Origin of the sequence: Streptomyces sp. NPDC046909, assembly GCF_040644695.1 — a bacterium.
Classification (GTDB): Bacteria; Actinomycetota; Actinomycetes; order Streptomycetales; family Streptomycetaceae; genus Streptomyces.
This window is the reverse complement of sequence record NZ_JBEYXC010000008.1, coordinates 239,791-252,302: the sequence shown is the minus strand read 5'-3', so window position 1 is coordinate 252,302 and position 12,512 is coordinate 239,791. Positions and strand designations below refer to the sequence as shown.

At 69.9% G+C, this 12,512-nt stretch carries 11 protein-coding genes; 4 read left to right on the top strand and 7 right to left on the bottom strand.

Translation table 11 applies throughout. The features are described 5' to 3' along the window. From orn to ABZ928_RS26920, 3 genes are all read right to left on the bottom strand, one after another. Positions 1–603 (bottom strand): oligoribonuclease, encoded by a 603-nt coding sequence (orn, locus tag ABZ928_RS26930; RefSeq protein ID WP_361523973.1) that lies wholly within the window; start codon positions 601–603, stop codon positions 1–3. A 124-nt stretch (positions 604–727) separates the two neighbouring features. After that, a complete protein-coding gene (locus tag ABZ928_RS26925) occupies positions 728–1,921 on the bottom strand; it encodes a helix-turn-helix domain-containing protein (protein WP_361523970.1) in 1,194 nt (397 codons plus the stop codon). A 377-nt stretch (positions 1,922–2,298) separates the two neighbouring features. After that, positions 2,299–2,604, bottom strand: coding sequence for a hypothetical protein (locus tag ABZ928_RS26920; RefSeq protein ID WP_361523967.1), 306 nt, complete (start codon positions 2,602–2,604; stop codon positions 2,299–2,301). A gap of 311 nt (positions 2,605–2,915) precedes the next feature. On the opposite strand from ABZ928_RS26920, the gene ABZ928_RS26915 reads away from it, so the two are divergent. Next, positions 2,916–3,443 carry a universal stress protein gene (locus tag ABZ928_RS26915; RefSeq protein WP_250078890.1) on the top strand — a complete coding sequence of 176 codons (528 nt, stop codon included), beginning with the start codon at positions 2,916–2,918 and terminating at the stop codon, positions 3,441–3,443. A 161-nt stretch (positions 3,444–3,604) separates the two neighbouring features. Then, positions 3,605–4,162, top strand: coding sequence for a GPR1/FUN34/YaaH family transporter (locus ABZ928_RS26910; protein WP_361523963.1), 558 nt, complete (start codon positions 3,605–3,607; stop codon positions 4,160–4,162). A gap of 171 nt (positions 4,163–4,333) precedes the next feature. Here the strand turns inward: ABZ928_RS26910 and glmS are convergent, their stop codons facing one another. Continuing rightward, positions 4,334–6,151, bottom strand: a complete 1,818-nt coding sequence (gene glmS, locus ABZ928_RS26905) for a glutamine--fructose-6-phosphate transaminase (isomerizing) (RefSeq protein ID WP_361523960.1) — start codon at positions 6,149–6,151, stop codon at positions 4,334–4,336. A 13-nt stretch (positions 6,152–6,164) separates the two neighbouring features. After that, the gene (locus ABZ928_RS26900; protein WP_361523957.1) at positions 6,165–6,422 is read right to left on the bottom strand and encodes a hypothetical protein; all 258 of its coding nucleotides are present in this window, start codon (positions 6,420–6,422) and stop codon (positions 6,165–6,167) included. A 185-nt stretch (positions 6,423–6,607) separates the two neighbouring features. On the opposite strand from ABZ928_RS26900, the gene ABZ928_RS26895 reads away from it, so the two are divergent. Continuing rightward, positions 6,608–8,170 carry a metallophosphoesterase family protein gene (locus ABZ928_RS26895; RefSeq protein ID WP_361523954.1) on the top strand — a complete coding sequence of 521 codons (1,563 nt, stop codon included), beginning with the start codon at positions 6,608–6,610 and terminating at the stop codon, positions 8,168–8,170. 29 nt (positions 8,171–8,199) lie between these two features. Here the strand turns inward: ABZ928_RS26895 and ABZ928_RS26890 are convergent, their stop codons facing one another. Together ABZ928_RS26890 and ABZ928_RS26885 are read right to left on the bottom strand one after the other, a co-directional pair. Continuing rightward, complete coding sequence (locus ABZ928_RS26890; RefSeq protein ID WP_361523951.1) at positions 8,200–9,102, bottom strand: DUF4429 domain-containing protein; 903 nt, start codon at positions 9,100–9,102, stop codon at positions 8,200–8,202. Between the two features lie 23 nt (positions 9,103–9,125). Next, on the bottom strand, positions 9,126–10,694 hold the full coding sequence (locus ABZ928_RS26885; protein ID WP_361523948.1) for an RICIN domain-containing protein: 1,569 nt from the start codon (positions 10,692–10,694) through the stop codon (positions 9,126–9,128). A 164-nt stretch (positions 10,695–10,858) separates the two neighbouring features. Between ABZ928_RS26885 and ABZ928_RS26880 the strand changes: the two genes are divergently transcribed. After that, complete coding sequence (locus tag ABZ928_RS26880; RefSeq protein ID WP_361523945.1) at positions 10,859–12,481, top strand: beta-N-acetylhexosaminidase; 1,623 nt, start codon at positions 10,859–10,861, stop codon at positions 12,479–12,481. Positions 12,482–12,512 lie beyond the last annotated feature (31 nt).

Here is a 12,512-nt window from a genome sequence, read left to right as displayed (position 1 = left end):
CTACTGAGCAGGCAGGACGTGCTTCGAGGCGATCGAACGCGCGGTGTCCGAGTCGGGGCCGGGCTGGGGGACGAAGATGGCCTCGCGGTAGTAGCGCAGCTCCGCGATGGACTCACGGATGTCCGCGAGCGCGCGGTGGTTGCCGTTCTTCTCGGGGCTGTTGAAGTACGCCCGCGGATACCAGCGCCGGGCCAGCTCCTTCACCGAGGAGACATCGACGATCCGGTAGTGGAGGTAGTCCTCAAGGGTCGGCATGTCCCGGAGCAGGAAGCCGCGGTCCGTGCCCACGGAGTTGCCGCACAGAGGGGCCTTGCCGGCCTCCTTGACGTGCTCCCGGATGTAGGCGAGGACCTGCGCCTCGGCGTCGGCCAGCGTCGTGCCGCCGGCGAGCTCGTCGAGGAGCCCGGACGCGGTGTGCATCTGACGCACCACCTCCGGCATCGTCTCCAGCGCCCGGTCCGGCGGCCGGATGACGATGTCCACTCCTTCGCCGAGTACGTTCAGCTCGGAGTCGGTGACGAGGGCGGCAACCTCGATGAGCGCGTCGTCGGACAGCGAGAGGCCGGTCATCTCGCAGTCGATCCACACCATGCGATCGTTCATGCGACCACCCTAAGGCTGGCGCCCGATTATGGGAGGCCCGGTGCCACAGCGACCTGCGGCTGCCCACGGCTGAACGCCGGACGGGCCGAAGCACCCGTCCGGCGTCACACGCGCCGCGTCGTTCCTACGATCCGCTCCGCTGCCCCGGCAGACTCGCCGACAGCTGAGGTCCCGAACCCACCGCGCTCGCCGCCGCCGTACGACGGGTCTGGAGCGGGACCGGACCGCCCTCCGGGTGGAGAACCGGCGCCGGACCCACCGGGCCCGCCGCTCCGTCACTGTCGCTCGGCCGGTCGCCCTGCGGACGCCGCGCCCGGTACGCCGCGCGGTACGCCGCCGGAGACGAGCCCAGCTGGCGGCGGAAGTGCCCGCGCAGCGCCACCGGCGAGCGGAAGCCGCAGCGCCCCGCGACCTCGTCCACCGAGTAGTCCGACGTCTCCAGGAGACGCTGGGCCTGGAGCACCCGCTGCGTGATCAGCCACTGGAGCGGGGCCGAGCCCGTCAGCGAGCGGAAGCGGCGGTCGAAGGTACGGCGTGACATGTACGCCCTCGCTGCCAGCGTCTCCACGTCGAACTGCTCGTGGAGGTGCTCCAGCGCCCAGGCGACGACCTCGGCGAGCGGGTCGGCGCCGATCTCCTCAGGTAAAGACCTGTCGAGGTAGCGCTCCTGGCCGCCCGACCGGCGCGGGGGGACCACCAGGCGACGGGCCAGCGCACCGGCCGCCTCGTTGCCGTGGTCCGTCCGCACGATGTGGAGACAGAGGTCGATTCCGGCCGCCGTACCGGCCGATGTGAGGACGTCTCCGTCGTCGACGAAGAGTTCTCTCGGATCCACATGCACCGACGGATAGCGCTTGGCCAGCGTCGGTGCGTACATCCAGTGTGTCGTCGCGGGTCGGCCGTCCAGCAGGCCCGCCGCGGCCAGCACGAAGGCGCCGGTGCACAGCCCGACGATACGGGCGCCTTCCTCGTGCGCCCGGCGCAGTGCGTCGAGCGCCTCCTCCGGCGGCGGCGAGGTGATCGAACGCCAGGCCGGCACGACGACCGTGCCCGCCCGTGAGATCGCCTCCAGGCCATGTGGCGCGGTGAGTTCCAGGCCCCCTGTGGTCCGCAGCGGGCCTTCCTCGCCGCCGCACACCAGCAAGCGGTAGCGCGGCACGCCGGCGTCCTGGCGGTCGATCCCGAACACCGACAGCGGTATGGAACTCTCGAAGATGGGGCCGCCGCTGAACAGCAGCACCGCGACGATCTCCTTGCGGCGTCGCCCGGAGAGTTTCCGGGCCGCGGCTTCCGGCGCGGCAGTGGAGTCGTGGCTCATACTGCTAAGCCCCCCTCGGTGGTCGCGGCTCCTCGGTTGTGTCGCTCCTGCACGTTTCCCCTCGGTCCTGCACGAGTCCCCCGCCGTAAGACGTCAAGATCGAATCTACTGTGTCCCGTGGTGCCGGGGTGACCAGTTCGGCAACCGGCACAATGTCGACATGGCAACTTGGCGTGAAGCATTCGATCACGAAGCGTTGCACTCGTGGGCCGTGCAGGGAAGTGCGCCTCGTCGTAGTGGCCAATCCACGTAGGGTGCGGGGGCCCTTGGAGACCCTTTCCGTGCAGGTCGAACGGGGGGTGGGGGGTGGTGAGGGCAACGGATGCACGGTGGCCGGAAGTTGGCTGAAAAGATACGGGTCCGTGCGCGGAAACCGGTCAAGCGACCGGTGAGTTTCCCCCAGTGTGACGACCGCCTCGGTGGGACCCGGTGCCGGTCCTGTGACGACGGCCACGATGAGGTGCGTGTTCCTCGGCGAGCAAGCGGGCCGCACCGCGTTCCGACTGGCGCAGCAGGATCCGGCACACGGCGGTGACGGCGGCGAGACCGAGGGCGGTGCCCGCGGCGCCGGCGAGCGAGCTGCCGTACCAGACAAGGACCACCGGGACGAGAACGCAACTGAAGGCCGCCCAGCGGACCACGTCCGTGGCGGATTCCTCGGAGGGCGGGCGGTGTCCGGACATGCGGTGCTCCCTGGGGCGTGGGGGTACCGGTTCAACGCCTGTTCGAGCGGTCGGTCACTGCGCGGGCGGCCATGCGGGGCGTACGGGCGCGTGAATCCTGTGCAAACCGCCTGTACAGCGCAGCAACCATTGCGTTACGGGCGTCCCCTCGTGCATGCTCCCTGGAACCCCCACGTCCTGGGGGCGGGATCTGGGCTAAGGAGGCGTGCCGCCGTACCCTTGGGGGTATGGGGTTGGGAAGATGATTCCCGGACACAGCTCCGCCGCACACGGTCGTCCCTCCCAATAAGGATCACAACGCCGAGACAGCCATGGCCGGTCACGAATTCTTCGAACCCGCGGACCGCAAGCGGCCCGTCGCCGATCCCACGGCGGCCGAGCCCCTGGCGGCCGAAGAGCCACGTCATTCCTGCGACCCCGCCTTCAAGCACGGCGTAGTGGTCGGCTTCGACGGCTCCACGTCCAGTGAACGCGCCCTGGCGTACGCCATCGGCATGGCCCACCGCTCCGGCTCGGCCCTGATCATCGTCCATGTCGCCAACCGGCTGCCCACCACCGTGTGGGCGGGCTGCGAGCCGCCGGTCTTCGTGGACGTCCCCGACCATCGCACCGAGGTGCTCGGCCTGGAGCTCGCCTGCGCCGACTATCTCGCCGAGGTGCCCTGGATCCTCGTCGAGCGCGGCGGCGACATCTGCCATGAACTCGAAGAGGTCGGGCGGGAGTACGAGGCGGACGCGATCGTCGTCGGGTCGACCCATGGGATCGTGGGGCGCATCTTCGGATCCGTCGCGGGGCGGCTCGCGAAGCGCGCGAAGCGGCCCGTCGTTGTGATTCCGTAACGCGCCGTTGGCCCTCGTGATATCCCAGGTGGGAAGGGCCAGCTGGTCCTTCGAACTCCCTTGAGCGGTGCGTAAATCTACTGGCGCGTAGAGGTGTTTGTGCCTTTGTGAAGGGCATATATCGCTCACCGCGCAACTGCACAGCATGAAGGGAGCCCGCCGTGGACAACGACGTCTCCGCGGGAGCAACCACCACTATCGTCGGCCGACTCGCCCTCGGGATCACCCTCCTGGCGTTCGGACTCGGCCACACCGACGTGATCGACGGTGTGACGGCCGCTGACGCCGTATCAATCGCCCATTACGTGGGCGGAGTTGCCCTCTTCGTCGCGGGCCTGCTGGCCTTCCGCGACCACGACACCGCCAACGGCACGGCTTTCGCGGCGCTCGGTGCGCTGTGGTTCACCTGGGCCGTCTCCGACGCCGGATCCGCCAACGCGGCCGGGCTGTTCCTGCTGTTGTTCGCCCTCGTGGCACTGTCCCTGACCCTCGCGGGAGGGGACCAACTCGGGCAGGCGACCTACGGGTTGTTCTTCGTGGCACTGGTGCTGATGGCCATCGCCCAGTTCGCCGACAACGACGGGCTCACCAAGGTGGGCGGCTGGTTCGCCGTCGCCTCCGGTGCGGTGGCCTGGTACGCGGCGACCGCGGCGCTGGCGCACTGGCCGACGGTGCTTCCTCGACGTGCTGCCGGCCGGGGGGTGACGGCCACCGGCTAACTGGCAGCCGCCGCCGGGGTATTGGGCGGCCCCGGCGATGAAAAACGGACCCCCACGTGCGGTGGCACACGTGGGGGGCCGTTTTGTGCGCCTAAACCGGCGCCGCTCTCGCGGATGCGGTTGCTCGCCGTGGGGGTTGCGCAATTATCGCTTCCGTCAGAGCGGGACTTCCTACTCGACCGTCACCGACTTCGCCAGGTTGCGCGGCTTGTCGATGTCCCGGCCGAGCGCCAAGGCCGTGTGGTACGCCAGGAGTTGGAGGGGGATGCCCATCAGGATGGGGTCGAGTTCGTCCTCGTTCTTCGGGACGACGATCGTGTGGTCGGCCTTTTCCTGGGGCTGGTGGGCCACGGCGAGGATCTTGCCGCTGCGGGCCTTGATCTCCTCCATGGCGGCGCGGTTCTTCTCCAGGAGGTCGTCGTCCGGGACGATCGCCACCGTCGGCAACGCGGGCTCGATCAGGGCCAGGGGGCCGTGCTTGAGCTCCGAGGCCGGGTAGGCCTCCGCGTGGATGTAGGAGACCTCCTTGAGCTTGAGGGAGGCCTCGCGGGCGACCGGGTAGCCGCGGACGCGGCCGATGAAGAGCATGGAGCGGGCGTCGGCGTACTGCTCGGACAGCTTCTTGATCTCGTCCTCGTTGTCGAGGATCTCGGTGATCTGCTGGGGGAGCTTGCGCAGGCCCTCGATGATGCGCTTGCCGTCGCGGACCGAGAGGTCGCGGGTGCGGCCCAGGTGGAGCGCGAGGAGTGCGAAGGCGACCGTCGTGTTCGTGAAGCACTTCGTGGAGACCACGCAGACCTCGGGGCCCGCGTGGACGTAGATGCCGGCGTCCGCCTCGCGGGCGATCGCCGAGCCGACGACGTTGACGACGCCGAAGACCCGGGCGCCCTTGCGCTTCAGCTCCTGGACGGCGGCCAGGACGTCGTAGGTCTCGCCGGACTGGGAGACGGCGACGTAGAGGGTGTCGGGGTCGACCACCGCGTTGCGGTAGCGGAACTCCGAGGCCGGCTCGGCGTCCGCGGGGATGCGGGCCAGCTCCTCGATCATCTGGGCGCCGATCATGCCGGCGTGGTACGAGGTGCCGCAGCCGAGGATCTTGACGCGGCGGATCTGGCGGGCCTCGCGGGCGTCGAGGTTGAGGCCGCCGAGGTGGACCGTGGAGAAGCGGTCGTCGATGCGGCCGCGCAGGACGCGGTCGACGGCGTCGGCCTGCTCGTGGATCTCCTTGTGCATGTACGTGTCGTGGCCGCCCATGTCGTAGGAGGCGGCCTCCCACTCCACCGTGGTGGGCTCCGACGTCGTACGGGTGCCCTCCGTCGTGTACGTGCGGAAGTCGTCGGCCTTCAGGGTGGCCATCTCGCCGTCGTCGAGAGTCACTATCTGCCGCGTGTGGGTGACGAGGGCGGCGATGTCCGAGGCGACGAACATCTCCTTCTCGCCGACGCCGAGGACGACCGGGGAGCCGTTGCGGGCCACGACGATGCGGTCGCTGAAGTCGGCGTGCATGACGGCGATGCCGTACGTGCCCTCGATGACCCGCAGGGTGTCGCGGACCTTCTCCTCCAGGGTGGTGGCCTGGGAGCGGGCGATGAGGTGGACGAGGACCTCGGTGTCGGTCTCGGAGAGGAACTCGACGCCGTCCGCCTCCAGCTTGCGGCGCAGGTCGGAGGCGTTGTCGATGATGCCGTTGTGGACGACGGCGACCTTGAGGTCGGCCGACATGTGCGGGTGGGCGTTGATGTCGGAGGGGGCGCCGTGGGTGGCCCAGCGGGTGTGGGCGATGCCGGTGGTGCCCTTGAAGCGCGCCGGGACCTTGGCCTCCAGGTCACGGACCCGGCCCTTGGCCTTGACCATCTTCAGGCCGGCCGTCTTCGGGGACGTGACGACGATGCCCGCCGAGTCGTAGCCGCGGTACTCCAGGCGCTGGAGGCCCTCCAGGAGCAGGGGGGCGACATCACGCTTGCCGATGTATCCGACGATTCCGCACATATAGGGGTATTCCTCAGCCGTAGACGATGCGGCGCAGCTGCCTGAGCGTAAGCTCCGGCGGCGCGACCGCCCGGTATTTCAGATCCGCCTCGATCCGTTCGAAGATCTGCGCGTTGACCAGGCCCTGGGCCTGGAGTTCGCGGTGGCGGCGACGGACGTAGTCCTCGGTCGTCTCGTCGAAGTACGCGAGCACGTCCTGGATCACCCGTAGCGCCTCGCCCCGCTGGAGGGGCGTGGACCGCATCAGATGATCAACAAGGTCGTCGTGCACTCGGTAGATCCTGGGGTATCGAAGGGCGCGTCGCAAGAATCCTGCCCGATTTCGGGCAGAGGCATGTGGAAACTCTTAGAAGAACATTGAATCTCTTATGAGGCCGTGTTCGTGAGTTGGCCATCCCGCGTCTTGCGTCTCGTTGCCTGAGGGGACGAGTTTCGGACGCCATGGACACTCCTCGCATGGGCGTACCCGAGCAGCTCGCCGAACGCATGAGCATGGCCGAGCAGCATGAATACCTTCGCGCCAGATTCTCCCGGCGCACGATGATCAGGGGCGGCGCCGTCACGCTGGGCGCGGTCGCCGGTGGCGCCTTCGTTCCGGGCGGCACCGCACAGGCGGCCACCCCGACCCGGACGTACGCCGCCACCGAGACCGTCGACGGCGCGCTCGTCGCCCCCTTCGGCCGTCACCTCGCCTTCGGCGCCGACCCGCGCACGGAGCTCACCGTCTCCTGGCAGGTCCCGGTCGCCGTCAAGAAGCCGTTCGTCCGCATCGGCGCCCACCCCTGGGAACTCTCCCGCAAGATCGAGGCCGAGGTCCGCACCCTCTACACCCCGGCCGGAGTCGGCGCCAGCGCCGACCACACGCAGTACTACGTCCACGCCGAGCTGAGCCACCTCAAGCCCGGCAAGACGTACTACTACGGAGTCGGCCACCAGGGCTTCGACCCCGCCGCCCCGCACCTCCTCGGCACCCTCGGCACCTTCACCACCGCCCCCGCCCACAAGAAGCCGTTCACCTTCACCGCCTTCGGCGACGAGGGCGTCGGCTACCACGGCCTCGCCAACAACAGCCTCCTCCTCGGCCAGAACCCCGCCTTCCACCTGCACGCCGGCGACATCGCCTACGCCGACCCGGCCGGCGCGGGCAAGACCGCCGACACCGGCTTCGACTCCCGGGTCTGGGACCAGTTCCTCGCCCAGACCGAGTCCGTCGCCAAGTCCGTCCCGTGGATGCCCGCCTACGGCAACCACGACATGGAGGCCTGGTACTCGCCCAACGGCTACGGCGGCGAGGAGGCCCGCTGGAACCTCCCCGCCAACGGCCCCGACGCCAAGAACCTCCCCGGCGTCTACTCCTTCGTCTACGGCAACACCGCGGTCATCTCGCTCGACGCCAACGACATCTCGTACGAGATCCCCGCCAACCTCGGGATCTCCGGCGGTACGCAGACGAAATGGCTGGAGGCCCAGCTGAAGAAGTACCGGGCCGCCAAGGACGTCGACTTCATCGTCGTGTTCTTCCACCACTGCGCCTACTGCACCTCCACCGCGCACGCCTCGGAGGGGGGTGTGCGCCAGGAGTGGGTGCCGCTGTTCGAGAAGTACACCGTCGATCTCGTCATCAACGGCCACAACCACCAGTACGAGCGCACCGACGTCATCAAGGCGGGCGCCGTCACCAAGAAGCTCCCGATCGGCGGCACGGCCCACCCCGAGACCGAGGGCGTCGTGTACGTGACGGCCGGTGCGGCGGGGCGCAGCCTGTACGCCTTCACCGCGCCCGAGTCGTACGAGGGGCACGAGGACGAGGTCGAGTCGGTGGCCTCGTTCATCAACACCAAGGACGGCAAGGTCAACGAGACGGTCACCTGGTCGCGGGTGCGCTACCTCGACTACTCGTTCCTGCGCGTGGACGTCACGCCGGCCGCGCCGGGGCGCACGGCGACGCTGAAGGTGCGGGGGATCGCCGAGACGGGCGAGGAAGTGGACCACTTCGTCGTGGCCCGCAAGGCGAAGTAGCCGCCCAACGGCTTTGAGAAGAGGGTGCGTTACATCCGTTTGAGGATCGCCTGTTTGGCCAGGGTGAACTCCTCTTCCGTCAGCACCTCGGTGCGGCGCAGCTCACCGAGCTCGCGCAGACGGCGGAGAAGGGCGTCGTGGTCGTCCTCGGCGGGCGCGACCGGAGGAGAGGGCAGTTCCGGTCGGGAGTCGCGGGGGTCGCGGGTGTCCTGTGCGTGAGGGGAGGCCGTCCGGGCCGGGTGAGGCAGCCTGGCCTGGACGGCCGCCGCGATCAGGGCCATCAGGGGGTCCTTCTTGAAGCCCCACAGTTCGACCGAGTTGGGGTCGTACTTCGGCGGGGCCTTCGTGGGCGCGTTCTTCACCGTGAAGCGGAGATAGCCGTTCTCCAGGCCCGCCGCCGGGTGCCACTCCACGGCGGCCAGGTCGGTCAGGGCGAGGGTGCGGACACCGGCGGCGGCCTTGGCGTCCTCCGTCTTCCAGTTCCACTCCAGACGGACGCGCTCGCCGTCGAAGCTCGCGGTGCCGTCCCCGGCGGAGACGGAGAGCGGGACGGGCGGTCCCGGCAGCAGATACTCGGTGACCGGCGCGGTGGGCACCTGGTCCAGGAGGAGGGCGCCGCGGGCCTCGTCCACGAAGTACTCGGCGACGCCGTAGCGGTCCGACTCCACCATCAGCTGATACGGGTCGTGCGGCTCGGTCAGCCGGCCGCCGGTCGCATGCAGCAGCGGGTCGGCGCCGTCGCGCAGCCGCAGCCTCAGGCGCCCCGTCTTGCGGCCCTGTTCGAAGGAGACGCCCGCCAACGCGCCCAGCGGGACGACCAGTTCACCCAGCGTCTTGCGGAGCAGACCGACGTTCTTGTCGCGTCCCGGGGTCAGCCGGAGGGCGTCGCCGTCGAAGGTCCAGGTGCCGTCCCGCTGGATGATTTCCGCCATGGGCAAAGTCTGGCATTCCAGGCTCAGTTGCCCAGCGCCTTCACCAGTCGGTCGTCCAGGGCGAAGCGGATCGCCTTGCCGGAGGTGGCCGGCAGCATCCTCAGTGCGCCCGCGCTCACTCCCACCGCGATCTTCGGGTTGGCCTGGCAGATCAGGGTGAAGGTGCCGTCGGGGCGCGTGTTGAGCAGGAACGCCTGGTCCTCCGGGTAGGGGGCGCCGTCGCCCAACTGGTAGGCGCAGGGGCGGAGTTGCATGGGGTCGCCCTGGACGCGGTCGCCGGCGATGTCGAGGCAGAACTTCGATGAGGTGTGCAGCAGGGCGTACGTGCTCTTGCCACTGGGGATGACCTGCCACTGCTGCTTCTTGCCGCTGTCGCAGGCCGCCGGTTCTGGGGTGTTGTCGAAGGAGGAGCCCGCGGCGGCGGTGAGGCACTGGCCGGTGGCGGTGTTCTTGAGGGTGATGGTCGCGATCGCCGTGCCGGTGGCGGTGCCGGTGCTCGGGGAGGGTGTGGGCGCCGGGGGCGGGGTGGCCGCGGCGGAGGGTGCGGTGGAGGAGGTGCCCGCGGCCTGTGCGGTCTGCCCGTCGCCGCCCAGGAGCTTCAGGACCGCTGTCGTGGCGGCGGCTGTGAGGACGACGGCGACCGCGACGGCGAGTACGGGCCGCCGTCGGCGGGGGTTGCGGGGGAGGGGTGCCGAGGTCTCGGGTTCCGGCGCGGGCGCGGGCGCGGGTGCGGTGGCGTTCCGGACCGGGCCGGCGGTCCGAGGCGGCGCAGCCTCGTGGCCGCTGCCGGGTTCCTGTGGCCCTCTCGCCTCCCGGTAGGCCGGGCCGCCCCACACCAGCAGCTGGTCGACCAGTGCGGACCGCAGCTCTTCGGGGGCGCCCGCGGTGAGGGCCCGCAGCAGGGCGAAGTCGTGGGTGCACACCTTGCAGCCCCGCAGGTGCTGCTGGAGGTCCTCGGGGGTGTCGCGGTGGGTGCCTCTGGCCATCGCGCCGAGCATGGTGCCGTAGTGCACACACCGCGCCTCGGCGGTGCGCTCGGCGCGCAGCCGCAGGAACGCGTCGGCCAGACGGGCCTTCGCCGTCTCCGCCACGGAATCGGCGAACTCCTCGGACGTGCCGAGGACTTGGGCGGCCGTCGGCGTCTCGCGCTCGGCGAGGCAGAGCCACAGGGCGGTCTGCGGCTGCTCGGCGAGTTCCCGGAAGGCGGCCAGGAGGAGCGAGCTGTGCTCCACCCGGCGGAGGGTGTCGTGGGGGCCGAAGGAGTCGGCCGCGCGCTGGGACCAGGAGCGGAACCCCGGGCGCAGCAGGCCGGCCCGTTCGTCGCGGACCCAGGTGTCGGCGGTGCGCCGTACGGCGGTGAGGAGGGCGAACCGGCCTACGGGCGCCTGTTGTCGGTCCGCGAGGGTGAGGACCTCGGCGGCGAGGCGATCGGCGGCCTGCTGCTTGCCGCAGAACGCGCCCGCGTAGGCGCGGGCCGCCGAGACGTCCTCGGGCGGGATTCCCGGAGCGACGCCTGGCGGGATCCCCGGCGTGCTTCCCTGCGCGACGGTGCGCGTGGTGGTGCTGTCTTGCTGTGCGATGTGCTCGGACATCTTCGTCTCCCCCCATGGAGCGGGCACGGCAAGGTGTGGACCGTAGTGCCACTCCCTGTGACGGACCTGTGTGTCTGCGTGACCAGCGGGGCAGGGGGGTGGACTGTTTCCCGGGGTCCCCGCAGAGTGGTCTCTACCAGTCCCAGGGGTGGAGGGAGACCGATGTGAGACCGCGCCACAGATCAACTCCCCGTATGACCCGGCTACTTGGCTCGTTGCTGCTGGTGGCGGCGGCGAGCTCCTTCGCCGTAGGGGCGGGGCCGTCGGCATCCGGAGCGGCTGAGGCGTCGGAGGAGGCCGGGATGCGGCGGCTCGGTGAGGTCGTGCCCGCTCCCGCGTCGGTCGCGCCGGGCGGATCGCCGTACCGCATCACCCGGGACACCCGGATCCGCGTCGACGACAACCGGGCGGTGCGGCGGATCGGCGAGTACGTCGCGGACGTGCTGCGCCCCTCCACCGGCTATCCGCTTCGGGTCACGTCGACGGGCAAGGGGGGCATCCAACTCCGGCTGGCCAAGGGGGCGTTCGGGGCCGAAGGGTACCGTCTCGACAGCGGTGCCAAGGGGGTCACCATCACCGCCGCCAAGCCCGCCGGGCTCTTCCACGGCGTCCAGACCCTGCGCCAGCTCCTGCCGGCCGCCGTCGAGAAGGACTCGGTGCAGCCCGGGCCGTGGCTGGTTGCGGGCGGCACCATCACCGACTCCCCGCGCTACGGCTGGCGCGGCGCGATGCTCGATGTGTCCCGGCACTTCTTCACCGTCGACCAGGTCAAGCGGTACGTCGACCAACTCGCCCTGTACAAGGTCAACAAGCTGCATCTGCACCTCAGCGACGACCAGGGCTGGCGGATCGCCGTCGACTCCTGGCCGCGGCTCGCCACGTACGGCGGCTCCACACAGGTCGGCGGAGGCGGCGGTGGCTACTACACCAAGGACGACTACAAGGAGATCGTCCGGTACGCGGCCTCGCGGTATCTGGAGGTCGTCCCCGAGATCGACATGCCGGGGCACACCAACGCGGCGCTCGCCTCGTACGCCGAGCTGAACTGCGACGGGGTGGCGCCGCCGCTGTACACCGGCACCGACGTCGGCTTCAGCTCGCTGTGCGTGGCGAAGGACGTCACCTACGAGTTCGTGGACGACGTACTCCTCGAACTCGCCGCGCTCACGCCGGGGAAGTATCTGCACATCGGCGGGGACGAGGCGCACTCCACGAGCCATGCGGACTATGTGAAGTTCATGGAGCGGGTGCAGCCGATCGTCGCCAAGTACGGGAAGACCGTGGTGGGTTGGCATCAGCTGACCGGGGCCACTCCGGCGCGGGGGGCGGTGGCGCAGTACTGGGGGCTGGACGACACCAGCGCGGAGGAGAAGGAGCAGGTCGCGGCGGCCGCGCGGAGCGGTACCGGGATTGTGCTCTCGCCCGCTGACCGGGTGTACCTCGACATGAAGTACACCGCCGACACTCCGCTGGGGCAGGACTGGGCGGGGCTGGTGGAGGTGCGGCGGGCCTACGACTGGGATCCCGGTGACTATCTGCCGGGGGTGCCGGGTTCTGCGATCCGGGGTGTCGAGGCGCCGCTGTGGACGGAGACGATCGTCACGTCCGCCGACATCGAGTACATGGCGTTTCCGAGGCTGGCGGGGGTGGCCGAGCTGGGGTGGTCGCCGGCCGCCGCGCATGACTGGGAGACGTACAAGGTGCGGCTGGCGGCACAGGGGGCGCGGTGGGAGGCGTTGGGGATCACCTATTACCGGTCGCCTCAAGTTCCTTGGCCTGCACGGTAGATGGGGTAGCTGCACATGCTGACGGGCGCCC

Excerpts from the sequence above, each read along its gene's own strand:
- orn (WP_361523973.1), bottom strand. The coding sequence starts at position 603 with ATGAACGATCGCATGGTGTGGATCGACTGCGAGATGACCGGCCTCTCG.
- ABZ928_RS26920 (WP_361523967.1), bottom strand. The coding sequence starts at position 2,604 with ATGTCCGGACACCGCCCGCCCTCCGAGGAATCCGCCACGGACGTGGTC.
- ABZ928_RS26890 (WP_361523951.1), bottom strand. The coding sequence starts at position 9,102 with ATGGCGGAAATCATCCAGCGGGACGGCACCTGGACCTTCGACGGCGAC.
- ABZ928_RS26925 (WP_361523970.1), bottom strand. The coding sequence starts at position 1,921 with ATGAGCCACGACTCCACTGCCGCGCCGGAAGCCGCGGCCCGGAAACTC.
- ABZ928_RS26895 (WP_361523954.1), top strand. The coding sequence starts at position 6,608 with ATGGGCGTACCCGAGCAGCTCGCCGAACGCATGAGCATGGCCGAGCAG.
- ABZ928_RS26915 (WP_250078890.1), top strand. The coding sequence starts at position 2,916 with ATGGCCGGTCACGAATTCTTCGAACCCGCGGACCGCAAGCGGCCCGTC.
- glmS (WP_361523960.1), bottom strand. The coding sequence starts at position 6,151 with ATGTGCGGAATCGTCGGATACATCGGCAAGCGTGATGTCGCCCCCCTG.
- ABZ928_RS26885 (WP_361523948.1), bottom strand. The coding sequence starts at position 10,694 with ATGTCCGAGCACATCGCACAGCAAGACAGCACCACCACGCGCACCGTC.